The sequence below is a fragment of the Oceanobacillus luteolus genome (genome assembly GCF_042678205.1).
GTDB lineage: Bacteria > Bacillota > Bacilli > Bacillales > Amphibacillaceae > Oceanobacillus > Oceanobacillus luteolus.
The window spans coordinates 1-24,474 of record NZ_JBHUDE010000034.1 but is presented as its reverse complement, the minus strand read 5'-3'; the positions used below and the strand labels follow the sequence as shown (position 1 = coordinate 24,474).

22 protein-coding genes and 1 pseudogene are annotated in these 24,474 nt (G+C 38.1%); 8 read left to right on the top strand and 15 right to left on the bottom strand.

Annotated elements, in window-relative coordinates; translation table 11 throughout:
• Nucleotides 1-105: 105 nt before the first annotated feature.
• Nucleotides 106-843, bottom strand: a complete 738-nt coding sequence (locus ACFSBH_RS06570) for a Cof-type HAD-IIB family hydrolase (RefSeq protein ID WP_251513135.1) — start codon at nt 841-843, stop codon at nt 106-108.
• Nucleotides 840-2,021 (bottom strand): MDR family MFS transporter, encoded by a 1,182-nt coding sequence (locus tag ACFSBH_RS06565; protein WP_251513137.1) that lies wholly within the window; start codon nt 2,019-2,021, stop codon nt 840-842. The genes ACFSBH_RS06570 and ACFSBH_RS06565 overlap by 4 nt, the downstream gene beginning before the upstream one ends.
• A 351-nt stretch (nt 2,022-2,372) precedes the next feature.
• Between ACFSBH_RS06565 and ACFSBH_RS06560 the strand changes: the two genes are divergently transcribed.
• Entirely contained in the window at nt 2,373-3,710 is a 1,338-nt protein-coding gene (locus ACFSBH_RS06560; RefSeq protein WP_251513140.1) for a gluconate:H+ symporter, read from the top strand.
• A gap of 95 nt (nt 3,711-3,805) precedes the next feature.
• A complete protein-coding gene (locus tag ACFSBH_RS06555; RefSeq protein WP_251513180.1) occupies nt 3,806-4,300 on the top strand; it encodes a DUF1572 family protein in 495 nt (164 codons plus the stop codon).
• Nucleotides 4,301-4,340: 40 nt separating this feature from the next.
• Here ACFSBH_RS06555 and ACFSBH_RS06550 read toward each other — a convergent pair whose 3' ends face one another.
• Genes ACFSBH_RS06550 through ACFSBH_RS06540 form a run of 3 tightly spaced genes read right to left on the bottom strand, consistent with a single transcriptional unit; the run spans nt 4,341 to nt 8,880 of the window.
• The gene (locus ACFSBH_RS06550) at nt 4,341-4,805 is read right to left on the bottom strand and encodes a chemotaxis protein CheW (RefSeq protein WP_251513142.1); all 465 of its coding nucleotides are present in this window, start codon (nt 4,803-4,805) and stop codon (nt 4,341-4,343) included.
• Between the two features lie 13 nt (nt 4,806-4,818).
• A complete protein-coding gene (locus ACFSBH_RS06545) occupies nt 4,819-6,828 on the bottom strand; it encodes a chemotaxis protein CheW (RefSeq protein ID WP_379596645.1) in 2,010 nt (669 codons plus the stop codon).
• Nucleotides 6,829-6,855: 27 nt separating this feature from the next.
• Nucleotides 6,856-8,880: a methyl-accepting chemotaxis protein gene (locus ACFSBH_RS06540; protein WP_251513146.1), complete on the bottom strand. Its 2,025-nt coding sequence runs from the start codon at nt 8,878-8,880 to the stop codon at nt 6,856-6,858.
• 381 nt (nt 8,881-9,261) lie between these two features.
• Between ACFSBH_RS06540 and ACFSBH_RS06535 the strand changes: the two genes are divergently transcribed.
• Both ACFSBH_RS06535 and ACFSBH_RS06530 read left to right on the top strand, forming a co-directional pair.
• Complete coding sequence (locus ACFSBH_RS06535; RefSeq protein WP_379596643.1) at nt 9,262-9,714, top strand: flavodoxin; 453 nt, start codon at nt 9,262-9,264, stop codon at nt 9,712-9,714.
• A 109-nt stretch (nt 9,715-9,823) separates the two neighbouring features.
• Complete coding sequence (locus ACFSBH_RS06530; protein WP_251513182.1) at nt 9,824-9,961, top strand: hypothetical protein; 138 nt, start codon at nt 9,824-9,826, stop codon at nt 9,959-9,961.
• Nucleotides 9,962-9,980: 19 nt separating this feature from the next.
• Here the strand turns inward: ACFSBH_RS06530 and ACFSBH_RS06525 are convergent, their stop codons facing one another.
• The 8 genes and pseudogenes from ACFSBH_RS06525 to ACFSBH_RS06490 all read right to left on the bottom strand — a co-directional run bounded on the left by ACFSBH_RS06525 (nt 9,981) and on the right by ACFSBH_RS06490 (nt 16,164).
• Complete coding sequence (locus ACFSBH_RS06525) at nt 9,981-10,796, bottom strand: metallophosphoesterase (protein WP_251513150.1); 816 nt, start codon at nt 10,794-10,796, stop codon at nt 9,981-9,983.
• A 100-nt stretch (nt 10,797-10,896) separates the two neighbouring features.
• Nucleotides 10,897-12,078, bottom strand: a complete 1,182-nt coding sequence (locus ACFSBH_RS06520) for an acetyl-CoA C-acetyltransferase (RefSeq protein WP_251513152.1) — start codon at nt 12,076-12,078, stop codon at nt 10,897-10,899.
• 54 nt (nt 12,079-12,132) lie between these two features.
• Nucleotides 12,133-12,279 (bottom strand): hypothetical protein, encoded by a 147-nt coding sequence (locus ACFSBH_RS06515; protein WP_251513155.1) that lies wholly within the window; start codon nt 12,277-12,279, stop codon nt 12,133-12,135.
• Nucleotides 12,280-12,537: 258 nt separating this feature from the next.
• On the bottom strand, nt 12,538-13,377 hold the full coding sequence (locus ACFSBH_RS06510) for a MetQ/NlpA family ABC transporter substrate-binding protein (RefSeq protein ID WP_251513156.1): 840 nt from the start codon (nt 13,375-13,377) through the stop codon (nt 12,538-12,540).
• A gap of 23 nt (nt 13,378-13,400) precedes the next feature.
• Nucleotides 13,401-14,063 carry a methionine ABC transporter permease gene (locus ACFSBH_RS06505; RefSeq protein ID WP_251513159.1) on the bottom strand — a complete coding sequence of 221 codons (663 nt, stop codon included), beginning with the start codon at nt 14,061-14,063 and terminating at the stop codon, nt 13,401-13,403.
• Nucleotides 14,056-14,812 (bottom strand): annotated as a pseudogene (locus ACFSBH_RS06500) (methionine ABC transporter ATP-binding protein). The gene ACFSBH_RS06505 and the pseudogene ACFSBH_RS06500 overlap by 8 nt, the downstream one beginning before the upstream one ends.
• A 161-nt stretch (nt 14,813-14,973) precedes the next feature.
• Nucleotides 14,974-15,456, bottom strand: a complete 483-nt coding sequence (locus ACFSBH_RS06495; protein ID WP_251513163.1) for a YbaN family protein — start codon at nt 15,454-15,456, stop codon at nt 14,974-14,976.
• 159 nt (nt 15,457-15,615) lie between these two features.
• Complete coding sequence (locus ACFSBH_RS06490) at nt 15,616-16,164, bottom strand: NADPH-dependent FMN reductase (protein WP_251513165.1); 549 nt, start codon at nt 16,162-16,164, stop codon at nt 15,616-15,618.
• Nucleotides 16,165-16,485: 321 nt separating this feature from the next.
• Here ACFSBH_RS06490 and ACFSBH_RS06485 point away from each other — a divergent pair, with 321 nt between their 5' ends.
• Nucleotides 16,486-17,049: a YkoP family protein gene (locus tag ACFSBH_RS06485; RefSeq protein WP_251513167.1), complete on the top strand. Its 564-nt coding sequence runs from the start codon at nt 16,486-16,488 to the stop codon at nt 17,047-17,049.
• 90 nt (nt 17,050-17,139) lie between these two features.
• Nucleotides 17,140-17,997: a metallophosphoesterase gene (locus ACFSBH_RS06480; RefSeq protein ID WP_379596638.1), complete on the top strand. Its 858-nt coding sequence runs from the start codon at nt 17,140-17,142 to the stop codon at nt 17,995-17,997.
• Nucleotides 17,998-18,080: 83 nt separating this feature from the next.
• Here ACFSBH_RS06480 and ACFSBH_RS06475 read toward each other — a convergent pair whose 3' ends face one another.
• Both ACFSBH_RS06475 and ACFSBH_RS06470 read right to left on the bottom strand, forming a co-directional pair.
• The gene (locus tag ACFSBH_RS06475; protein WP_379596636.1) at nt 18,081-19,895 is read right to left on the bottom strand and encodes a YhgE/Pip domain-containing protein; all 1,815 of its coding nucleotides are present in this window, start codon (nt 19,893-19,895) and stop codon (nt 18,081-18,083) included.
• Nucleotides 19,895-21,838 carry an efflux RND transporter permease subunit gene (locus ACFSBH_RS06470; protein WP_379596697.1) on the bottom strand — a complete coding sequence of 648 codons (1,944 nt, stop codon included), beginning with the start codon at nt 21,836-21,838 and terminating at the stop codon, nt 19,895-19,897. Before ACFSBH_RS06470 ends, ACFSBH_RS06475 begins: the two co-directional genes overlap by 1 nt.
• 374 nt (nt 21,839-22,212) lie before the next feature.
• Between ACFSBH_RS06470 and ACFSBH_RS06465 the strand changes: the two genes are divergently transcribed.
• Together ACFSBH_RS06465 and ACFSBH_RS06455 are read left to right on the top strand one after the other, a co-directional pair.
• On the top strand, nt 22,213-22,779 hold the full coding sequence (locus tag ACFSBH_RS06465) for a TetR-like C-terminal domain-containing protein (RefSeq protein WP_379596634.1): 567 nt from the start codon (nt 22,213-22,215) through the stop codon (nt 22,777-22,779).
• A 1,388-nt stretch (nt 22,780-24,167) separates the two neighbouring features.
• The gene (locus tag ACFSBH_RS06455) at nt 24,168-24,389 is read left to right on the top strand and encodes a hypothetical protein (RefSeq protein WP_251517720.1); all 222 of its coding nucleotides are present in this window, start codon (nt 24,168-24,170) and stop codon (nt 24,387-24,389) included.
• The last annotated feature ends 85 nt before the right edge of the window (nt 24,390-24,474 follow it).

The window sequence follows — 24,474 nt, the reverse complement described above, 5'->3', positions numbered from 1 at the left end:
TGATTATATAAAAAGCGACTCTCCTTGTTAAAGAAGAATCGCGTTTGTATCATATGGAAACTTTATTCAGTTGGTTACTACTTATCCATAAAGCCAGCTGACCACTTACCGGGATAAAACAAATTTCTCGATTGCTTCCCCTACTCCACCTTCATTATTGGTGACCGTCATATAATCTGCAACTTTTTTAATCGCTTCTTGAGCGTTACCCATAGCGACACCAATGCCCGCTTCTTGAATCATTTTAATATCGTTCAAACTATCCCCGCAAGCCATGACATTCTCCATCGTAATGCCAATCCGGTCACATAAGAAGTGTAACGCTTGGGCTTTGCTGACTCCCTTGGCATTTACCTCAATGTTCGTAGGCAGGGAATTCGATAACTCAAGCTCTTCATATTTTGAGAACTCTTTAACTAAGATATCAAGCTTCTGTTGATCTTCCGTATAACAGCCAAACTTCAACCATTCGTAGTTGTCAAAGTCAGTAGGAATCTCTTCACGGAAAGCCCCTTCTGTGGCTATCATCCACATACCTACACCGACTTGGCTCGCTATGTTATATAGCTTTTCCATCATTTCAGCCTTCAAACCATTTCTTCGCAGCAATTCTTTCTCCATCGTCCAAATCTCCGCTCCGTTAGCAGAGATCAGATATGAAGGTAATTTTAAATCAACCGCATATGGATAACATGTAGCAAACCCGCGTCCAGTACTTAGAACAACATGTACATCCATCTCTAGTGCTTTCTCTATCGCTTTTCTATTTCTCTCAGAAACTTCATGGTCATCATTCAGCAACGTACCATCCATATCAAGGGCTATCAATTTAATATCTTTCATGTTTGTCCTCCTTGGTTTACTTTTACATTTCTGTCATAAAGGAACGTTGTAATATAAGGGATCATGAGCAGGCCAAGTAAACAGAAGAATAAAACTTCAATATTATAATAATCAACTATAAATCCTCCAGCCAACGGGCCAACCATACGGCCAATTGTAGCAATACTGTTTACCAGCCCTTGATAAAACCCCTCTCTCCCCTTTGGCGCCAACTGATTAGCAAGCGTCGGAAATGCGGGCCACATCAACACCTCGCCAATTGTTAAAATCGCCATCGCCACTGCAAACATCGTAAAGTTTCCAGCGTTCATCGCTACAAGGAAAGATAATATCATGATTGTCGTTCCTATATAAATATGATGTTTTCCATTTGTAACCCGGTTCGTAAACCATTGTACCAAAGGTTGTAATAAAAGGATAAGGAAACCGTTTATCGCCCAAATCGTGCTATACTGTTCGACAGGAATTCCAATATCCTGCGTATAGGAAGCAATTGTCGTCATCCATTGCGAATAGCTGATGTGTATAAATAAAAATCCACTACATAGCAATAATAATGAAATTAGTGCTGGACTAACCTTAAATTTTTTTCCTTGTTCAATGACTGAAGTATGCATTTGTCTATTTTGAGCAGCATCCAGGCGTTTGAACGTAAATAAAACAAGTAAAAAGAAGATAGCAATAAAACAGGCATTCGCTGTAAAAATATAATCGAAGGAAATACTCGCGACGTAACCACTAAGAGTCGCACCTAGAGCAACACCTAAATTCTGTGCGACATAGACGGCATTAAACGCCTTCCTTCCACCCTCTGGCCAAAGCGAACCTGCCATCGCAAACATAATTGGCCAAGTAATTCCATTAGCAAACCCAATAACAATGAGTAAGATCGCATAAGGGACAATGGAATGATAGAAAGACATAACCAATGCTGCTATAAGAGAGATGGAAGTAGCAATTAATATCGAGCGATAGGCACTCGAACGATCATACAAAGCACCTCCAATTAAATTTCCTACAACTGCTGCAGCCTGATTCATCATCAAAATGAATCCTGCAAAAGCTAAACTCTGCCCTAGTTCGTTGTGCATATAGATTGTATTTAAAGGCCATAAGAATGACCCTCCTGTTACGTTAATTGTTGTTGCAATAACTAATAGCCAAATTGCTTTTGGCATTCCTGCATTCCACCTTTAATAAATAACCCCATTCACAAGACATCTCTATGATTATTACTGAAAGCTAATCATATTCAGATTAGCAAACTTATAGTAAATCATTTCTACCTCAAACTTTCCCTTCCCTATTGTAAAGGACTTTCCTTCTCCCAGCAATTTAATATTGAGCCATATTCCGGTTCTGAAAATTTTTATTTTACATTATGTCATTGACGTATTAATTTTTTTAAAATAAACTATAATAAGTTGGTTTGCTAAACAAACAAAAGAAAGCGCTATTTTTTGTTACCAATACAGAATTAAAAATCAAAATGTAAACGGATAACTTTTTATCTGTAAGGAGGAAAAAATATGGATTGGTTCATGGCGAATATGCCTATCATATCACTCGTTCTCGGTGTTGCACTACTACTTTATTTAAATATGAAAGTTAAGTTGAATAGTGTAATAGCTCTTATTCTTGCAGCGATCTTTGTTGGACTTCTTAATGGAATGGAACTCACAAGTATCGTTACAACAATTAAAAACGGACTGGGATCAACATTAGGAAGCCTTGCTCTAATCATAGGTTTGGGGGCAGTTCTAGGTAAGTTAATGGTTGATTCAGGTGCAGCTCAACGAATTGCATCTACCCTGCTTGAAAAATTCGGTATAAAAAACGTTCAATGGGCGCTTATTATTGTCGGTGCGATTTTTGGTATTTCAGTTTTCTATGAAGTTGCATTTATAATACTTGCTCCACTAGTCATTTCAATTGCTATTGAAGCAAAAGTTCCATATATGAAACTAGGGATTACCATGGTTGCAGCAACAACACTTTCCCATAGTCTCTTTCCACCTCAACCCGGACCAACTGCTTTAGTAGAAGCATATGGAGCAGATATGGGGCTTGTATATCTATTAGGTATTGTAGTCTTTATTCCAGGTGTTATTGCGGCTGGAATTATCTTCCCTAAATTTTATAAGGATAAAGATCGTCCTGTACCTCCTTTATTGGAAAAGCCTAAGGAATTTAAAGATGAAGAAATGCCGGGATTCGGGATTAGTTTACTCATCCCACTAATCCCTGCAATTATGATTTCTACCGCAACAATTGTTAACATGTTTATTGGTGAAGATACATTCCTATATCAATTGGTGAACTTCTTCGGAAGCGCAGAAATGAGTTTATTACTTGCTGTATTAATTGCTATTTATGTATTCGGTATCCGTACTGGACGCAATATGAAAGAAGTTATGGGATCTTTTGAAAGCGCAATTAAAGGAATTGCCATGATTATCTTCATCGTAGGTTCTGGTGGTGCATTTAAAGAAATTATTCTTGATTCAGGTGTTGGTGATTACATTGCTGGCATGATGGCAAATACAACGATCAATCCACTCATTATGGCATGGTTCATCACTGCCATGATTCGTATCGCTACTGGTACAGGGGTAGTTTCAGCAATAACTGCTGCTGGTATCGTTGGACCGCTCATGACGACATTTGATGTGAATCCTGTACTGATGGTACTTGCTACCGCTGCAGGAAGTAACACAATTACTCACGTAAATGATGCATCTTTCTGGTTATTTAAGGAATACTTCAATCTTTCCATTAAAGATACATTTAAAACATGGGGTGTCCTACTCTTTATCACATCCATAGTCGGACTCGGTGTCGTACTAATATTAGACTTATTTATGTAGAATAGTAGAAAATAACACATCACAAGTTGATGTGTTATTTTTTTATCTTCATAATATTATATATGTAAATCATAAGTGGAAGAGAGGTAAGCATGATGGATGTTGCTAATGAATATTTAAAAGTCATACGTAAGCAGTTTTTGGCGATAAAGACACAAGGTGACAAAACACTTGAACAGCTGTCAGATGAAGAGTTCTTCTGGCGACCAAATGAAAACTCCAATAATATCTGCATCATCATCAAGCATATGAACGGAAATATGAAATCACGCTGGACGGATTTTTTAACAACCGACGGAGAAAAGTCAGATAGAAATAGAGACGATGAATTTGTTGATGATTTTCAGTCAAAAAGAGATGTTCTTTTACTTTGGGAAGAAGGTTGGGAAATTCTATTTACAACCATAAACCAACTCAGATCAGATGATGTATTAAAAGAACTGACAATACGGGGAGAAAAACATACAGTCATTGAAGCCATTGAGAGACAAATCGCCCATTACGCATCACATGTAGGCCAAATCATTTATATTGTGAAATACATCAAGAATGAGAACTGGAAAACAATCAGTATTCCAAAAAGAAAATAACAAGAGCCCAGATGGAAAAATCCATTTGGGCTCTCCTCTATCAAGCATCATGTAATACATCTTTTAATTCATTCTTATCCTCAAAATCTAGAATTCTCTCTAGGTTAAGAAGGAGGATCAGCTCATCATCCATTTTTGCAACACCTTTTAAAAAGTCATCACGTATGCCTGTAACAATTTTAGGAGCAGGTTGTACATTTTCAGCTTCGATGTCCCTGACCTCTGATGCTCCATCAACAATCAGTCCAACTTGCATGCTATCGATAGAAACAACTAAAATCCTTGTATTATCCGTATATTCTTTTACTCTTATTCCGAGAAATTCCCTTAAATCAAGAATGGCAGTCGTTTCACTTCTGATTTCCGTAACACCTTTTATAAACTCTCTTGTTCTAGGAACTGCAGTAACCATCTGCATTCTTTCAATGGAAATCACCTGGTCTACATCTATCGCAAAAGTCTGTTCGTTCATTTGGAATAATATATATTTGTTCAGCTCGGCCATTACTTTCACACCCTTACTTTATTAATGCATTCGGATCAATAATTAAAGCAACTTGTCCATCACCTAAAATGGTCGCACCTGAAATGGCGAATACATCACCTAGGTAGTCTCCTAGTGATTTTAAAACAAGCTCTTGCTGGCCGATAAAGGTATCGACAATCAGACCCGTTAACTTGTCTCCTTTTTTCAATACGACCACAGCATTTTGCTTCTCTGTTTGACCAGCATCAGGAATCTCAAGGATTTCCTGCAGGTCAAGAAGCGGTACGGTCTGGCCACGGAAATCCATTACCTTTTGACCGTGAGCTGTCATAATCTGATCCTCGTTCAGCAATACCGTCTCAATGATGGACGACAACGGAATCGCATAAGTTTCTTCTTGGCTTTTCACAAGTAATGTTGAGATGATGGATAAAGTCAATGGTAGTTGGATAGAGAATATACTTCCCTGACCTTGTCTAGAAACAATGGAAATAGAACCGCCGAGTGATTCAATTTTGCTTTTCACAACATCCATTCCAACTCCACGACCGGATATACTCGAAACTTTTTCAGCGGTACTGAATCCAGATTCGAGAATGAGCTGGGACACTTCATCATCTGATAGTTTAGCTGCTTCGGATTTTGTCAGTAATCCATTCTGTACTGCTTTATTACGCACTTTCTCGATATTTATGCCTGCTCCATCATCCTCAATCTCGATAAACACATGGTTGCCACTATGGAAGGCACGAAGAATGATGTTCCCCTCTTCAGGCTTGCCTGCCGCCTTCCTCACTTCAGGCAGCTCAATTCCATGATCAACCGAGTTTCGAATAAGGTGGACAAGCGGATCTCCGATTTCATCTATTACTGTACGATCCAATTCTGTATCCGCTCCAAGGATCTCGAGGTTGATTTTTTTATTCAGATCTCTGGCTAATCCGCGAACCATACGTGGGAATCGGTTAAATACTTGTTCAACCGGCACCATACGCATTGCCAAAATCAAACTTTGCATGTCAGAGGAAACGCGATTCATATGTTCCACTGTTTCCGTCAGCTCCTGATTTCCAATTCCATCGGATAAGACATTCAATCTGCTCTGATCGATGACAACCTCTTCAAATAGATTAAGTAAATCATCAATCCGCTCGAGATTCACCCGGATAGTTTTAGATGTGGAAGTCTGTTGATTAGCAACAGCTGTATCACTTACTTTTTCCTCTACTTTAGATTCAGTCAAATCTTCATTCTGCACAACTTCTTCCTGAATATCATCCACTGATTTGAAGCTGACGGCCTGAATATCAACATTATTAATCTCTGATATTTTCAGAATCTCTTTTTTGATTTCTTCAGGGTCTTCATTAGATAGATAGATAAGTTCAAAACTAGAATCAAAGTTACCTTCTTCAATATCTTCCGTTTCAGGAATGGATTTAATGATATCTCCTTTCCCTTCCAACGTTTCAAAGACCATATAAGCACGTGCACCTTTTAATATGGAGTCCTCAGAAAGTTTGACGACCATCTGATATGCTAATATTCCTTGCTCCTCTGCTTGCTGCACGATTGTCGTTTGAAATTCATCGAGATCCACAGAAACCTCCACAATATCTTGCACTGTTTTTTCTACTTCAGGTTCGAGTGTTACTGCAGCTTCTCCCTTTTCAAACCGATCCAGCCGCTCTACAAGTTGGCGGACATCCTTTTTACCATCATTACCATTGCTGATGTCCTCTACCATATCTTCCAAGTAATCAACAGATGCAAAAATGATATCAATTACTTCGGTTGTCGCGTTAAGTTTATTGTCACGGATCATATCGAGAACATTTTCCATCTTATGTGTCAGTGAAGTTATGTCTTGATACCCCATCGTTGCCGCCATGCCTTTCAATGTATGTGCAGAACGGAAAATCTCATTTACAATCTCCAGATTTTGGGGTTCTTTTTCTAATGTTAATGTATGATCATTAATTGCTTGAAGATGCTCTCGACTTTCATCCAGAAAGACATCCAAATATTGATTGGTTTCCATGTCGTACTTCCTTTCTAAAGGTAGGCATTAATTGATTTTGAAGTTATTTATCTCTTTCTGCATCGTATTTGCAATACTTTCAAGTTCTGTTGCAAGGTTGGTCAACTGTTCCATCGATGCAGTTTGCTGTTCAACAGAAGCAGATATTTCTTCCGTTCCTGCTGCAGTTTCCTCACTGATGGAGGCATAATCTTTCGTGTTGGCTACAAGTGCTTTTTCCATGTCAACAATGGCATTTGTTAATTTTACAATCTGTTCCGTCATATCATTATTTTCCTTAACGGAATTAGAAATGGCAAGGAATGCTTGTCCTGTATCACCGACACTTTCTGTTTGCTGTTCAAATAGTTGCATCGTATGTTTTACCAGCTCAACTGATTCCTTCGTCATCTCCTGCATTTCGCTAATGATTGCAGCAACATCTTTTAATGCATTCGTCGTTTGTTCAGCCAGCTTTCCTACTTCGTTCGCTACCACAGCAAAACCATGCCCATGTTCTCCTGCCCGAGCTGCTTCAATTGATGCATTCAATGCCAGCAAATTCGTCTGACTAGCAATAGTTGAGATTTTATCTACAATACTATGAATGTTCGTTGACTTTTCATTAAGCTGTTCAATCGCACCGACAACTTCTTCAGAAACTTGCGATGTTTCCGCCGATCTCGCCGCCAATGATTGGATGGTTTCAATTCCAGAACTGGAGAGCCTATCCATATCACGAGCCTTTTCATACATCTGCTCATTTTTATCTTTTATTTCATTTATCATTTGCGATAATTCACCAAAGGCCTTTGCGTTTTGCTCCGTCAAGTCAGCTTGGTTGCTGGCACCTGCTGCAATCTCTTCCATGGTTCGAGCCACTTCATACGCAGAAGCTGAATTCTCCTCAGAACTTGCAACCAAGTTTTGTGCTGCATCGGATACTTTGTTGGAACTAAAGGAAATTCGATCAATGACTTTCCTCATTTCGCTTACCATGTGATTAAAACTTTTACTAAGCTGACCGATTTCATCTTCTCGATTAAGAATGATTGTCGCTGTTAAATCACCGGCTTCCACCTTTTGCATAGAGCTTTGTAATTTTTTGATCGGTTTGATTAATCGATTCGCTACTAGAACTGCAGCGATTATTGCAACAATCAAAACAATTCCAAGCGTGATTAAAATTGGAACCATAATAACGCTAGCCTTGCTGGCAAATTCAGCTTCATGGATGAATCCAGCGATAATCCAGTCTGTGGTTGGATTTTTTACAAATCCAATTATCATATCTTCGCCATTCACCGATGACCGAATTAATCCTTGTTCACCAGCTGCCATGATATCCTGATAATATGCTTGTTCAGAAATACTCTCACTCAACTTTGATTGATCCGGATGTGTAATAAAGTTTCCTGATTCATCTATGACAACCGCATAACCGTTATCACCAATTTGAATATCATTCATCAATTCCAACAAGGAGGTTGTACTGACATCTATTCCAGCCGTACCGACGAGTTCATTGTATTGATAAAATGCCTTTGCAGCAGTAACGACAATCTCACCGGAAAGTGCATCACTATATGGTTCAGTCCAAACTATTTCCCCTTCTTCCTCAACAGCTTGCTGGTACCAAACCCGTTCTTTCGGATTAATTTTGTTAACTTCTTCATTATAAGGATAATAAACGATTTCCTCCCGACTGTCATAACCTGCATACGCGGCTTTGATGTCGTCACTTGCTGTACTTGTTTCTTGTAAATATGTAAAAAGATCACTGAAATTATTGCCGTTATACGCTCTTAAATAATTATGGTTTGCCATCCGGGTAAGCGCGTTTTCCATATTCTCGAAATACATTTCGAACGTATGATTGACACTCGTCATTTGCTGTTCGACGTTTTTCGAAAGTTCATTCGTTGTTGTACGGACACTGAAATTATAGCTGACAAATGCTACTATTCCGATGGCAAGTACAATTAAAATAACAAAAGGTATCGTTAATTGTACCCGCAATCCAGATGGACGTAGCTGTTTTTTATTTTTGTTTAAAGCAGCTTTCTTCCTCACCAATAATCCCCCACTCCCACTATTTGATTGTTGTACATTAGATTTTTTAGTAGCTTATTTTATATCGGCAGTTTCCCAACTTTATTAAAGTAATTATTACGCATCACTTAGGGTTAAATGCCTATAAAAATCATTTATCTATTAGTATTGTACTCTATTTCACGTATGAGTTGGGGATTAATGTCCTAGTTATCCGCGCTTTTTCAATATAGTATATTAAGAAAGATTTCTCCACTAATTTTAAAGAGCCTCATGTGTCTTTTTGTTTATAGTAGACATCTTTATACCCTTTCATTGAAAATCATTCTCCTATTACGGTAAAATAGTACGAAGTGAGTATGATATCCTGGAAACATCAAAGAACTCAAAAGGAGGAAAGGAATGGCAAACGTACTTATACTATATATTTCTATGACTGGAAATACAGAAATGATGGCTGAAGCAATCGCTGGCTATCTTGAATATAAAGATCATCTTGTTGATATCAAGACTTTTGATTTTGATCCGATAGATGTTGAAGAATTGCTAGATTATGATGTTGTATTTATTGGAACCCACTCATCTGATGATGGAGAAATTCCATTTGAGGCAGAAGACTTTTATGAGGAATTGGATGAGGCTGACATCGGAGGCCGGGTCTTCGGGGTATTCGGTTCAGGAGATACAGCATACGATGAATTTTGTTTATCCGTAGATCTCATGGGTGATAAACTTGTACATCTCGGGGCTAATGTTGTTCCAGAACGTATGAAAGTAGACCTTACACCATCCAACGAAGACATCGAGCGTATCGAACAATTTGCAGAAAGTGCACTACAGATGGTTAATAAGTAGTTAATAAGTGAGTACAAATAAGCTCTCGCGATAAAGTCGGCAGGAGGCCAACATTTCTCTCCTGCCGCTTCCATCTTAATCATATATAATGAAACAGGAGGTGCGATTATTGAAAATAAAAGTAAAAATGAATGTACAAACTTCTTATCATGGCGAATTACTTCGAGCTGGAAAAGTCTACGAGGTCGAAAAGGAAGTCGCTGAACGCTGGATTGCTAGTAAACTTGCGGAAGAAGCACAAGAATAGGGACAATTGGAGGCCACTCCTAATTGTCCCTCTCTATTTGGATAAGACTCATTTGACTTTGATTCAGAAACCGGATTGGAATAGTACTCGTACCTAAACCGCTGTCCACATAAATATACTTATCTCTCCCCCATTGGAAAAGTCCTTTATCCAGTTCAGGAAATAGCCCTCCACCTGGAGATATGACGGCACCGATTATTGGAAAACGTATTTGCCCACCATGGGTATGACCACTTAACACAAGATCAACGGGTAGATATGGATATTTTTTTATGACATAAGGTGAATGAGATAGTAAAATCATATACGCATCATTTTTTACATGCCGGAATGCTTCAGGAATATTTTCGTGTTCGGTTGATGTATCATCAATCCCCACCAGCGTTACCTTTACGGAATTCAATTCAAGTTCAACTGCCTTATTACTTAAAATGATTACTCCCCGATTTTCAAGTCCTGTTAAAAATTGTTTATTTTTCGAATTTCCCCATTCGTGATTGCCAGTCACGAAGAAGATGGGGATTTTAGTTGCAGCGAGCATATCAATAAAAGTAAATATTTTACGGAAATCCTTTGTTTTACGGTCGACCAGATCACCGGTAAGTACAATCATGTCCGGATGCAGTTTATCAATTTTATAAAGTAACCGCTTATGTAATCCCCACGCCCTTTTATTATGCATATCACTGATTTGCAAGATTTGCACTTTCCCATTCAACGGAAACTTTCTTGTCTGGACACGGACTCGATTTATTTTAAATACATTACTATTGCAAAAAGTATATATAGAAAGCATACCAAGTATACCAACCGCCAATTTACTTAAAAACTTCACCAGTCTTCACCTGCTCCTTATCAAAACTATCCATATTTTACCACGATAGCAGGTTAAAAAATAGGACAATAAGGGATGAACCCGTATTGTCCTTCAGAAATTAGCCCCTTCTGATGATCATAGCGATTCCTTGACCGCCACCGATACAGAGACTAACAAGCGCATACTCTTTATCACGGTTTCTTAATTCATAGGCAGCTGACAACGCTAAGCGAGTGCCACTCACCCCGACCGGATGACCAAGAGCAATCGCTCCACCATTTACATTTGTTTTCTCCCTATCAAGTTCCAATGCTTTCTCAACAGCTAAATATTGAGCTGCAAAAGCTTCATTCACTTCCACAATATCCATGTCTTCTAGGGTCAAATTAGCTTTTTCTAATGCTTTTTTAATTGCAGGAACTGGACCGAACCCCATAATGGTTGGATCAACTCCCGCAACCGCCCAAGAAACTATTTCCGCAAGTGGTTTTAAGCCATTTTGCTTTACTGCCCGTTCAGAAGCAACAATCACACTCGCTGCCCCATCATTTATTCCAGATGCATTTGCTGCAGTAACGCTGCCATCTTTTTTGAAAGACGGCCGTAAACTACTGATTTTCTCCGTTGTTGTATCCGGCTTGATATGTTCATCCTTGTCTATAGAGATTGTCCCTTTCCGGGATGCTACTTCTACAGCAACGATCTCTTCACCAAACCTGCCTGATTCCCTTGCTTTCGCTGCCCGTTGGTGAGATGTTACGGCATAATCGTCTTGTTGTTCACGAGAAAGATCGTATTTCTCCGCTAAATTCTCGGCAGTTACCCCCATGCCATAGCCTGTATACTCATCAAATAATGTCGCAAGCAACATATCATGGAATTTCAATTCTCCTAATTTTGCACCGCCAAAACGTTTTTCAAAATTAGAGTATGGTGCTTGCGACATATTTTCTACACCGCCGACGAGAGTAATGTCCGCGTCATTGACCAAGATTTCCTGTGCACCAGAAACGATGGATTGTAAGCCGGAACCACATAATCTGTTCAGCACATATGCAGGAACTTCTTTTGGTACGCCGACTTCAAGCCCAATATGTCTTGCGATGTAAGCTGCGTTGGTTTCCGACTGGATTACATTTCCATAAATCACATGATCAATTTGTTCCGGGTCGACTTGAGAACGAATTAATGCTTCCTTTGCCGTAACACTTCCCAGCTCTGTTGCCGTGACAGTTGCGAACGAACCACCAAACGAAGTAAATGCGGTTCTCGCCCCATCAATCAAATATACTTTTGTCATTCTACTTCCCCCTTGTTTAAGAATGAATCACTCAGATATTCCTGAATGCCCTGTTTAGTTATTGTATAAAAAGTCGGCAATTAATAAGTAACCGCCAATCATTCCGAGTAGTACCATTCCAATTGCTAATAAAATAAGAATGAATTTAACGAAAGCCCTTACAAGATGATTGGCATGAATTTTCTTCATCCATTTTTTCATCATATTGCCTCCATTCTTGTAAGAAAAATAAAATTTTATTAATTAAAAATTATGTACTTTAAAAAAATTGTACTATTCTTCCTAGAGAAACACAAGTTGGAAATACGATACTCTTGACTTTTAAGCATTTTTTAAACAATAAAGCTCCAATCAGCAAAGGATGATTTTCTATCCCTGCCGATTGAAGCTTTACGTGTGTCTGAACAGCTTAATTTAACAAATGCTATGGTTACGTTTAATCTGTCGATCGTATTTGAATTATTCAAATGCCGGAAGTGCTGCTTCCGGATAGTTTTCCTCTAAGAATTCTTTTACTTCTTCACTTGTCATTGCTTCTGCTAATTTTTGAATTGGCTCAGAATCCACATTATCCTCCCTTGCCACTAATGAAATAGCAAAGTCTTCAATAGGATTCTCTGTAAGAAGTGCATCTCGGCTCGGAAGTAAATCAAGCGGAGCTGCATAGGAAGGATACATGACGGAAGCATCCGCATCATCATACATTCTTGCAAGCATGAGCAAATCTACTTCTTTAAATTCAAAATTATTCGGATTGTCTTCGATGTCTTGCAACGTTCCGTAAATACCTGTACCTTCTGTCAACGTAATAACCTCTTTATCATCAAGGAAAGCTAATGCGCGTCCACGATTCGTTGGATCATTTGGAATGGCAATAGTAGCTCCTTCAGGCAATTCTTCTATCGAATTATAATTTTTAGAATACAGGCCTAGTGTTGCATGATAAATCGGTTTCACAACAACTAAGTCCGAATCATTATTTTCATTGTACGTTTCCATCCAAAGCCCATGACCGAAAAAGTTAGCATCAACTTCACCTTCTACAACTGCATTATTGGGCTGGATGTTATCACTTACGATAACAATTTCTAAATTAATTCCCTCTTCCTTCAATAATGGCTGAGCCACTTCTAGTATTTCAGTCATCGGAGGATTGATGGAGGCAACTTTCAACTCCACCTCTTCTTGAGGAGTATCCGCTTCTTCTTGTGCACCTTCATTTTCTTCAGCATTATCATTGCCGCAACCTGCTAAAATTAAAAGGATAACCGCTGTTAATAATGTAAATAGTTTTTTCATCGGTAGTAACCTCCAAATATGTATTATCTTCTATCAATTGCCTTGGAAATCGTTGTGCCGGTATATTGAATAGCTTGTACAAAAATGATCATAATGATAATCATGTAAACCATAAGCTCTGTTTCAAACTGCTGATAACCGTAACGGATCGCAAAATCTCCAATTCCCCCACCACCGACCACACCAACAATCGTTGAATAAGAGATAAAACTGATTGTTGAAGTAGTCAGTCCCAATACGAGTCCAGAACGCGCTTCCACTAATAAGAATTTAAAAATAATTTCGGGTATTGAAGCCCCCATAGACACTGCCGCTTCAATCACACCTTTTGGCACATCGACCAACGACTGTTCCACCAGTCTGGAGTAGTAAGCGATTGCCATAATGGCTAAAGGTACAGTTGCCGCCGCTGTGCCAATCGCAGTTCCAACAACCCATCTTGTAAAGGGAATAAGAAATACAACAAATAGCAAAAACGGAAATGAACGAACAATGTTGACGAATAAGTTCAACACTTGGAACACGACTTGATTCTCCATCAGTTGTCCTTTCCTCGTCAGGAATAGCAAGGTCCCGACAGGCAATCCTAAGCCTACGGCAAACAGCAAAGACACACCAACCATCATAAATGTTTCTCCAATAGATTGCCATATTTCTGCTTGATATTGAACTAAAACTTCAGGCATGACTTCCATCCTCTCTCAACTGATGTAAGAACCATTCTGGTGTGTGATCGGAGTCAACGATTCCTTGAGGTTTAAGTGCTATTGTCTCATACACTTTTCCCTCATCCATGATGGTCACCATGCTACAAATGCTTTTTATTACATCCATTTCATGACAGACAATAACGATCGTTACACCAAGCTGTTTATTGATTTTCTGAAGTACACCAAGTATTTCACGGGTTGTATTTGGATCGAGAGCTGAGGTCGGCTCATCACATAATAATATCTTTGGCTTATTGGCAAGAGCTCTAGCGATTCCTACCCGCTGTTTCTGCCCGCCACTTAGTTGACCGGGATACTTTGTTGCATGTTCTTCTAATCCAACAAAGCGTAATGTCTCCATTGCACGCTCATTTCTGTCTTTCTTCGAATAGTTGGCCAGTTCCAATGCAACAAGTACATTATCCAAAATTGTTTTATTAGATACAAGATTAAAAATGTTGGAAGACCATCCCGATAGACTGTCTTGCAAGACGTAATTTCTTTGTTGATAATTTAGTTAAATCATGACCATCTACAAGTACAGAACCGCTTGTCGGTACTTCCAATAAATTAATCATTCGTAATAACGTGGACTTTCCTGCCCCACTTCTACCGATGATCCCATAAATATCCCCGCTGCCAACAGAGATGGAAACAGAGTCAACCGCATGGAATGGCATATTATTTTGGGTATAGGTCTTCGTAACATTTGTTAATTCAATCATTGCTCTCACACCTTCCAGCAAAAAATACACAGAACTACAACCATTATAATGAAAAATCAAATACTTTTCTTTATAAAAGGTCTATTTGGTAGTAATGAACTATTCCAAAGAACAACAAAAAGTGGAACAACCAGGTTATGAATTCCTGAATGTCCCACTTTTTATTTTGTCGTGACAAGTTCAATTTCTTCCGGTTTAATTGTCTTAATTTGAGTAATAAAATACCAGTGTTTAATAAGCGCTAAAACAATCATGATAATCCGTACAATGAGAATATCAACCAATATGACGGAAAGAATAATAAAAAAGTCAGCTATTATATTAATACGAATTTTTTCCCATCTTGTCATATATTTTTTTATAAAATAACGATCGACATATTGTTTATAAAAGGATGTCGTTTTAAACCATCTTTCCAAGCGTGGAGAGCTCTTCGCAAAACAATAGGAAGCAAAAAGGAAGAATGGACCGCCCGGCAATACCGGTAATATTGTACCAGCGACTCCGACACCAAATGAAATAAGTCCTAGCATAATATATATTGCTCGTCTAATATTACTAATTGCAATCACCTTATTTCTATAGAAATTCATATCTATTTTACCATATAAATGGGCTGAAGTCATATATACCAACCTATTCAACTGCCCATCTCCATTATAAAATATATTGATAGGTTCAAGTACACTCTTTTATGACATGTTTATGAATATCACCGAACAAGTATGTGGTTAATTAAAAAAAGAAGGAAATGGTCTGCAGGCCATTTCCTTTAATATGGGATGGTTTATGATATTATCTTCTTAAGCTTGGTGACGCTTTACAAAATCTACATAAGCGTCTACAACAGATTGTAGGAAGCCTACGGTATCTTCATTTGTGATCTTACCATCTTCACCCAATAATTCGTGTACGTTAGCAATGTAAACTTCTGGTTGTTGGACAACTGGCATGTTCAAGAATGCAAGCACTTGACGCAAGTGATGGTTTGCACCGAATCCACTTAAGTTACTTGGTGATTGGCTCACGATTAGTGCAGGTTTGCCATCCCATACGTTTGAACCATATGGACGAGAACCAACGTCGAGAGCATTCTTTAGTGCAGCCGGGATAGAACGGTTATGTTCTGGAGTAACAAATACAACTGCGTCCAGAGCTTTTACTTTGTTGCGGAAATTAGTGTACACTTCCGGAATATTCTCATCCGAGTCTTGGTTATATAAAGGCAGATTAGCAATCTCGATAAACTCTGCTTCATATCCTTCCGGGAAAAGCTCCACAATATTCTTCGCTAGAGCCTCTGAGAAAGAATTGTTACGAATACTTCCTACAACGATACCAACTTTTGTCATTTCGCTATCATCCTTTTCTGAATAATTTTAATTACAATATAATATTAGGTTACTTATAATAACAAGTCAATTAATGTGACCTTTTATTTTATACTTTATTAATTCAACATCCACTCACTATTTGTTTTTTCCAAACCACCACCTCATTATGGATTACTGGAAGTTCTGAAAATCCAATAACAAATAACAATTTGAATCACTGTATAGCACCCTTTCATGTATCCTTAATAAGAGATCAAGACCGATGAATTTTCGAATGGCAAAGAAAAATATGGACATAAATACTATTGAGAGTATCTTCTTCCGAAAGGAGTTAAAACAGTGTGGACAATACTCAAAAAAAATAGCCTTTTGCTATGGGACTTGATGGATCCGATTTACTTCCGTATTACCCGCCTTGACTATGTACCAGATGATTTCGGGGAACGTACCATTATGCGCGTACGATTAACCAAGTATAAGGGCAGGAGCATTACATTGTCCGATGGCACTGTAATTCATAAGAATGACTGTTTATTAAAGATTCATCTGCATAATATTAAAATCTTAAAGCAAATTCAAAACTACGATAGTGACGTTCGAAAAGCATATATAATTTACAAAAGTGTTCAAGATTCCCTACCAGCCATCGCTCACTATATTCAAGGGAAACAATATAGTGACAAGATTAAAGGGTTGATTGGAATCTCTGTATTAAACAAAGGTGCAAAACTTGGATTCGAATCATTCACGATTCAAAACCGTTTTTATAAGCTTTTTAAACAAGTAGCCTTTTTTTCGATTCATCTATTATCCAGTAAGAAATGCTCCATCACCGTTCCAGAACCAAAATACTTATTTATGTCGAAAGAAGTATTACTAAACAGATATCTGGGTAACCTTTAAAATCCATTTCTCCCCCTCTTTATTCCATATATTACAACTAAAAAGTGGCTGACTTTTTTATTATAATGAATGGTATGGAGGTGGAGAAATATGTTTTATGGACTTTTAATTATGTTTATCGTTATCATCAGCTATATCTTATATAAAGGCTACAAAAACACGCAAGACGTAGCGGTCAATTATACGAAACTAGGAAACCCATCCTCCCACTCTCCCACAATACGTATTCTTCATGTTTCGGATATGCATTTAGAAAATATATCGATTACACCTGATCAATTATATAAAAAAATTTCCGACAAGCAAGTAGACCTCATTGCGCTGACTGGTGATTTTCTTGATAGAAAATGGACAATTCCAAAACTCATTCCTTATTTGAATATATTAAAGAAACTCCAGCCAACTTACGGCGCTTATGTAGTGTTCGGTAATCATGATTATGTCTTAAGGGAACGCAACTTTAAAAAGTTAAAAGAAGTATTTCATGAACACGGATTTAAGACACTGCAAAATGAACGTGAAATGATTGAGGTAAATGGAAAAGCAGTCAATATAATCGGAATCGATGATTTTAGCACTGGTCGTAGTGACCTTGTAAAATCCTATCAGAATGTTGGGGAAGGCTATCATTTAGTTTTAACTCATGATCCAAATATCGTGCTTCATATGGCAGAACACCGATTTGATTATCTCTTATCTGGACATTTCCATGGCGGACAAATCCATTGGCCTAAACCGTACCACCTCGTGAAAATGGGAAAACTCGCCCGGATGAAGATGGTGAAAGGTCTCCATCACTTTAGAGGTGCGCCTTTTTATATTAGTGAAGGTCTAGGACAAACCGGGATTAATATTCGTTTTGGGAGTCAGCCGGAAATTACGTATCACGACATTCTGTTAGATGACGTAGTGAAAAAGGAAGCTGGCGAAGCTACTATTGCAGGTTAAACTATTATACCCGACCTATAATAAGGTCGGGTATTTCTATGAATAAAGAAAAAAATGTCCCCTTTAAAAAGGGGACATGTGATTCATGAAAAAGAAAATAAATCTAATAATTTTTGCCAGAAGCTTTTCTCTTCTTTCACTTCTTCCACTTCAACTGCTTCTTCTTTCTCAATCGGCTCAGTCTTCAATACAAACTGAACAGAATTCACTTCTTCATTCTTTTCTGAAACGAACGACATCGGTTCAAAATCTGATTTATCATACTGGTCTAGGAGTTTGTCAATTTCCTCAGTCACTTGGTCTGGCATATTTCTTGTTGCATCCGCCAGTTCAGAAGTGCCGGCCTGGAGCTCAGATACTCCACCTGCCAACTGTCCGCTTCCTTCATTTAATTCAACGATTCCTTTATCCAACTCCTCATAACCTGTCGATAATTCATTCACCCCATCTGTATAGGCAACAAGACCTTTGTGGAACTCTTTATAATTTGTTGATAAAGTAGAAATCCCTTCTTGCAATTCCTTCATTCCACTAGAAAAATCCATCCCTTCTAGTAAGCCACTAAATCCATCCACCATTTCTTCCATAGAATCGGCCATGGTTGAAAGGGAATCCGTCACCGTACTCAAAGTGCCATTAACCGCTTCAAAAGCCTGTTTGATTTGATCATACGTACCTTTTGCAGTCAAAGCTGCTTCATACACTTCAAGCAATTTACCTACCGTTTCCTGGTTGGCATCACTTTGAAGCAATGCACCTATTTCATCTTCAGCTAAATGATGGGCTGGAATTCCTTCGATTGCTCCATCTAGTGCTTTGTAAGCTTTTCCGTAGTTATCCTTTAACACAACCAAGCCACTTTCAATTTCTCTTAATGCATTTGCAAGCTCTGATAATCCTTCCACCACTTGATTGATTTCACCGAGGTCCATATCTTCCGCCTTTGAAAGTGATTGATGGATCGTTGCAAGTGCCTCGTTGATTGCTGATGAACCGGTAACTAGTTCATTAGAACCGTTATCCAGTGCAGTAATACCTTTTTTATATTCAGCTGATCCTTGACGAAGCGCTTTTGTGCCATCATACAGGTCTGCCGTACCGTTTCTTAATTCCACCACACCTTCATCAATACTTTCAAGCGCATCAGCCAAAGTTACGATATCTTCCGTGAATTCATCTGTATCCGGGGCTTCAATAGACATACTTTGTGGTATAGCGTTAATATCAATACTGCTGAGCTCAAAATCAGTTACATCAGCTGCGGCAGAGAGGACTGCTTCCTCTTCTGGCATGACAGTAAACGTTACGAGGATATCTTTACCAGCATTGGCTAACACCCCCTCTTCCGTCTCGACGTTTTTCGTTTTCTCCCCATCAAATGCAAAGGAAATCTGCAATAGGTAGTTATCGAAAAACACAGGATTTACTGTCTCATTAGCGTTTGTTTCAATTTTTATTTCGAATTCGCCATCCTTACCAGGAAGTTCCTTAGGATCTATTTCCTTTCCATCCAATAAGTAAGTGATTCCGATATCCCAAGGCAATTCGGCATCATCTAAATTTCCTTGATAATAGAATTTCCCTTCAGAAGCTGTCATTTCAACAGCATCACCCGATTGATTCAGTTCCGATAAATCAGTGAGATTCTTTAAAGCCCCATAATTACCGTAATCAATGATACGTCCTGCTTCCGAAACCTCGAGACTGTTGACTACATATAACTCTATTTCTTCACCAACAGGACTAAGTGTCGCATACACGACTTCTTCCTTTCCTTTCACTCTCCCTGTCTTTTCCGTGTTCTCCTCTTCATTCGGCGAAGCAGTCACAGGAGTTACAGTCGGCAAGAAGAGAAGCAAGCATATAAAAACTATGAAGCTCTTTTTCAAATTTCGCATCATCTCTCCTCCTTATAAAAGTTCGCTTTCCACGTTGTTTTTTCAATTATCTTATCTAAAAATACGAGCAATGCTGGCAGGAACACAATAACTAGGATAAATGCCAACAGTGCGCCTCTTCCTAATAGAAGTCCAATGGATGATACAATTGGGTTTGTTGATGTAAGCCAGAGAATGAATCCAACACTTGATAAGATGGAGGCCGAAATGATAATTGAGAAAAATTTATCATTCAATGATTGTTTGACTGCTTGCAATGCCGGCATCTCTTTACGTTTAATTGTATAATCCTCCGTAAGTAAAATAGCATAATCGATTGTCGCTGCAAGCTGTACCGTACTTACGATTAAATAACCGACGAAAACAAATGGTGATTCTGTGAAATATGGTATAGCAAGATTTATCCAAACCGCAGCTTGAATCGTGAGCAGAAGTACAATCGGTAAAGATAAGGACTTCAGGGCGATGAGTAATGCCAGTCCGATGGTTACGATTGTCATTGTATTTACGAATGTATTATCTTCTTGAACGACATTCTTCATATCATACAATGTCACACTTTCACCAAGCATGTAGTAATCATCATAATAGTTTCCAACCGTATCGCTGACATCCTCTATGAACGCAAAGGCCTGTTCCCCCTCCACTTCCGTCGTTGTATTTAAAATAAATCGACTATAGCTGTCCGAATAAAATTGTTGAGTTATTTCTTCCTCTAAATATTCAGGCGGGACTGCGGCACTGACAGTTGTCACGTAGCTAACCACACTTTTCACTTCTGGATGGTCAGCCAATTCTTGTGCGAGCAATTCTTCCTTCCCAAGATCCTCTCGAGGCAGCAAGACAACAATTTGATTGTTTGTTCCAAATTCTTCCTCAATTTTTTTAATATCAGTACCTTGTCTTGTTGTCTCTGGCTGGTCACCTATACCATAAATGAAATTGGTTTCGCTTTGAGCGAGGAATGCAGGCACGATTAAAATAAATACAATTATCGTGACTGGAATCCTTAATTTCAAAACTCCATTCCCAATTTTATTCAGTTTTGGAATGAACGGACGATGCTGCGTTTTATCAATCCATCTATAGCAGATGATTGTCAACGCCGGCAAGAAGACCATGACACTGATAAAACTGAAAACTATTCCCTTAACAAGATTAAATCCAAGGTCTGAACCAATTTCAAAGTTCATGAAACTTAAGGCGATAAAACCAAAAAACGTTGTTGATGCACTGGCAGCAATCGCCGGAAAGGAACGTTTAATTGCAAGCCGCATCGCTTCCTTCGGATCAGACACCTTCTCCCGATAATCTGAAAAACTATGTAACAGGAATATCGCATAGTCCAGTGATACTGCTAATTGAAGGATTGGTGCAACCGATTGGGTCACAAAGGAAATTTCTCCAATAAATATATTGGTTCCGAGATTAATAAGGACAGAGATTCCTATAGCCGTTAAGAAAAATAGTGGCTCTACCCAAGATGTCGTCGATAGGACGAGAATAATGATAATAATCGGGATAAGCAATGCTGCTGCATACATTGTTTCCGTGAATGCCATGTTCTGCTGAGTGGCTGTATCAACAGCTTCCCCTGCCATAGCATTTTCCTCACCGATAAGCTCGTATATCTCATTCGTAACACGTACTTCTTCCCCATCTTCAACTACAAAAGAAAATAGAGCATGGTTATCATGATAATAGCTCTCTACTAAGCTTTGATCAGCCATTTCTATCGGAGTCTTTATATCGATTACGTCGTCCAGCCAAACGATATCTGTAACTCCATCTATCGCTGCCAGCTCTTCTTTATATACCAATGCCTCCTGTATCGAAACATCATAAATCAATACACTTGTGTTAGGTATCGCACCGTCGAATTCTTCTTTCATGACTTCTAACGCTTCAGTCGATTGAGCATTGTCCGGTAAATAATCCACCATATTATAATTGACAGATACGAAGAATTGGAGAAAGACACTAATCACAGCGATACTGACAAACGTAATGACAATTGCTTTTCTTTTTTCAATAATCCAAGATGCAATATTGATTGTGTCTCATCCTCTCTTAAGATAGTAAATGAATATTAGTTGAGGCAATCAAGCATGTACGGATTAATCCCTCCGCAAGTTTGATAGTCTTGAGGAATTACTGCTCGCTTATACATAAGAATCTTTACAACTAAAAAACATCACGATAACATTATATAAAACACGGTGTTGGATAATCAACAGACAGTTTATTAACATATGTTCATTAATCAACATAATTTTTTAAACTGTTGGATATCCTATAAAAGAAAGGTGACAAAATCATGACATCTGAAAAATTAGATAGAAGAAAAAAATATACACGGATGGTTTTAAAAGACAGTTTACTGAAACTGTTAAAACAGAAAACATTTTCCTCAATCACCGTCAAGGAAATCTGCGAGCTAGCCGATATAAATCGCTCTACTTTTTATGCACATTATCAGGACCCATTTCAACTATTGGAGACGATAGAAGATGAGATCATCGCAGACATGAGGAAATATCTCCACACCTACAATTTACAGGAAAAAGAAGATGCTTTGCGGATGACGGAAAAATTAATTCAATACTTTTCAGCAAAACACGAGGAGTTGCAAATCTTATTAAATAAAAGTGGAGAATTATCCTTTGAACGGAAAGTAAGACATGTCGCGGAGCAATTTATGATGAATAAAATGACTTCAGAGGAAAAGAACACCCATCTCCCTGAATATGTTTCAAAGTTTATTATTAGCGGGAGTATTGAAGTCTTAAAAATTTGGTTATCTGAGGGACGTTCGGAATCACCAAAAGAAATGGCGGAGCTAATCAACAACTTGATTAATCACGGAATTTATGGACAAGCATAGAATAACTGGCCTACTTTTTAAGCGAGAAAAGATTTACAATAGAACAATTTATACATAAAGAAAGTCACCTGCCTTATATGAAAAATGCCTTGAAAATAACTTCCGTGAGCGCATTCATAAGATTACATTTATGTAAATTTTATATTATACAATAGGTTATTTAATGGAGTCAATAGATAACTTGTGTGTTTTGGAAAATAATGATATAATATAGATGTAATAATTTTATGACTATAATTCTTTCTGGCGCATCTTCTTTGCAGATCAAATTTGGTGCGGTTTTTTTATTCCATAAGATATTGGCTATAACGATACTTACTCTATTTGAAGGTCGCCAAGAAAAAGTCATGTGAAAATCAAAGGAGTGGAAAAATGAATCTGATTGACAAAGAAGTTATGCACAAGAGTTTTGGTGAAGGGAATATTGTCGACCAAGACGAAAAATTTGTTACGATTGATTTTAATAAGGAAACGAAGAAGTTTGTTTTTCCTGATGCCTTTGGTAAATTTTTAAAGCTCAAAGATGAATCAGCGAACGCTACGTTGAAACAAACGATCATCAAGCTCGAAGAAAAACAAGAAATATTAGAAAAGAAACGGGAAGAGGAACAAGCACAACGACATTTAGAGCAACAACGCGTAAATGAACTTAAAAAAATGTTAAAAAACCATAAACTCCATGAAAGTTCCCAACTCGTCTTTTGGCTCGACGAATCGGAAGATGAGCAAGTATTTACTGATTGGGAAATCTACTCTGGTGAAATTAAAAGCGGAAAAAATAAAGGACAGCCAAATAAGCCTGTTCGTCTGCACCAAAACAGTATTGTTCTGCTTACCAAACGTGACCCGAAAGAAAATGAGGAAAAACGCACGATTGAAGGATTATACATGGTAGGTGAAACATTTGTCGGAAAGACTGCTGAAGATGGTATGGTTCCTGCCCACTCCAAATTTAAAATAAAACTGACAGAAGAAGAATCCGAAAAGATGCTATTCTGGAATTATTATATTAATGAAAAATACCCACATCGAATGACTTGGAATACCGGTAAGTATCGCTACTTTGATAATTTATGGGCAGCCCAAATCTTAAAAGATATAATTGACTTGAAAAGTGATGCCGAAGAACGACAGCTTGCAGAAGATTTCTTTCTACACTTTTGTAAGATGAATCAGCTGGACCCGANCCACTATCCAACGGTTGGATAGTGGCCTTTTTCTATTTATTTTCTAAATTTATTATCACACTAGTTATTATCTGAACCTACTTAATAGAAAGAAATCATTATATTGTTGTAATTTTACTAAAAATGAGTTAATGTTTATTTAACGAAATACTGTATCTACTTAAGCTTGAAACCAATCAAAGATAATAGGGGTGAAGGCGTTTGAGTAAAAAACAATATCTTTTTTATGCATTATCCGGATTGCTCATCGGTCTATTTATCGTACCACTTATTCTTCCTTTTTCTTTAAGCGATATCATCGCAGCTATAGTGGGAGAACCAACGATAGTGAGTCACACAATTTTAATTTGCATAGCGATAACACTTGTTTACTTATTATTCAGCCCTCTATTCCATAAAAATGAATCAAAACCACCAGTGTGAACTGGTGGTTTGCTCTGCGGCTGAAAGCCTCTATTACCGGCCTCGGCCTAAAAGGCCCACTGAATGGGTTTCCCTTCTGCACCAC

Bases quoted from the DNA above. Each gene is read 5' to 3' on its own strand.
- ACFSBH_RS06570 (WP_251513135.1), bottom strand. From the start codon at position 843: ATGAAAGATATTAAATTGATAGCCCTTGATATGGATGGTACGTTGCTG.
- ACFSBH_RS06565 (WP_251513137.1), bottom strand. From the start codon at position 2,021: ATGCCAAAAGCAATTTGGCTATTAGTTATTGCAACAACAATTAACGTA.
- ACFSBH_RS06560 (WP_251513140.1), top strand. From the start codon at position 2,373: ATGGATTGGTTCATGGCGAATATGCCTATCATATCACTCGTTCTCGGT.
- ACFSBH_RS06555 (WP_251513180.1), top strand. From the start codon at position 3,806: ATGGATGTTGCTAATGAATATTTAAAAGTCATACGTAAGCAGTTTTTG.
- ACFSBH_RS06550 (WP_251513142.1), bottom strand. From the start codon at position 4,805: ATGGCCGAGCTGAACAAATATATATTATTCCAAATGAACGAACAGACT.
- ACFSBH_RS06545 (WP_379596645.1), bottom strand. From the start codon at position 6,828: ATGGAAACCAATCAATATTTGGATGTCTTTCTGGATGAAAGTCGAGAG.
- ACFSBH_RS06535 (WP_379596643.1), top strand. From the start codon at position 9,262: ATGGCAAACGTACTTATACTATATATTTCTATGACTGGAAATACAGAA.
- ACFSBH_RS06520 (WP_251513152.1), bottom strand. From the start codon at position 12,078: ATGACAAAAGTATATTTGATTGATGGGGCGAGAACCGCATTTACTTCG.
- ACFSBH_RS06515 (WP_251513155.1), bottom strand. From the start codon at position 12,279: ATGAAAAAATGGATGAAGAAAATTCATGCCAATCATCTTGTAAGGGCT.
- ACFSBH_RS06510 (WP_251513156.1), bottom strand. From the start codon at position 13,377: ATGAAAAAACTATTTACATTATTAACAGCGGTTATCCTTTTAATTTTA.
- ACFSBH_RS06505 (WP_251513159.1), bottom strand. From the start codon at position 14,063: ATGCCTGAAGTTTTAGTTCAATATCAAGCAGAAATATGGCAATCTATT.
- ACFSBH_RS06490 (WP_251513165.1), bottom strand. From the start codon at position 16,164: ATGACAAAAGTTGGTATCGTTGTAGGAAGTATTCGTAACAATTCTTTC.
- ACFSBH_RS06480 (WP_379596638.1), top strand. From the start codon at position 17,140: ATGTTTTATGGACTTTTAATTATGTTTATCGTTATCATCAGCTATATC.
- ACFSBH_RS06475 (WP_379596636.1), bottom strand. From the start codon at position 19,895: ATGCGAAATTTGAAAAAGAGCTTCATAGTTTTTATATGCTTGCTTCTC.
- ACFSBH_RS06470 (WP_379596697.1), bottom strand. From the start codon at position 21,838: ATGGTGGATTATTTACCGGACAATGCTCAATCGACTGAAGCGTTAGAA.
- ACFSBH_RS06465 (WP_379596634.1), top strand. From the start codon at position 22,213: ATGACATCTGAAAAATTAGATAGAAGAAAAAAATATACACGGATGGTT.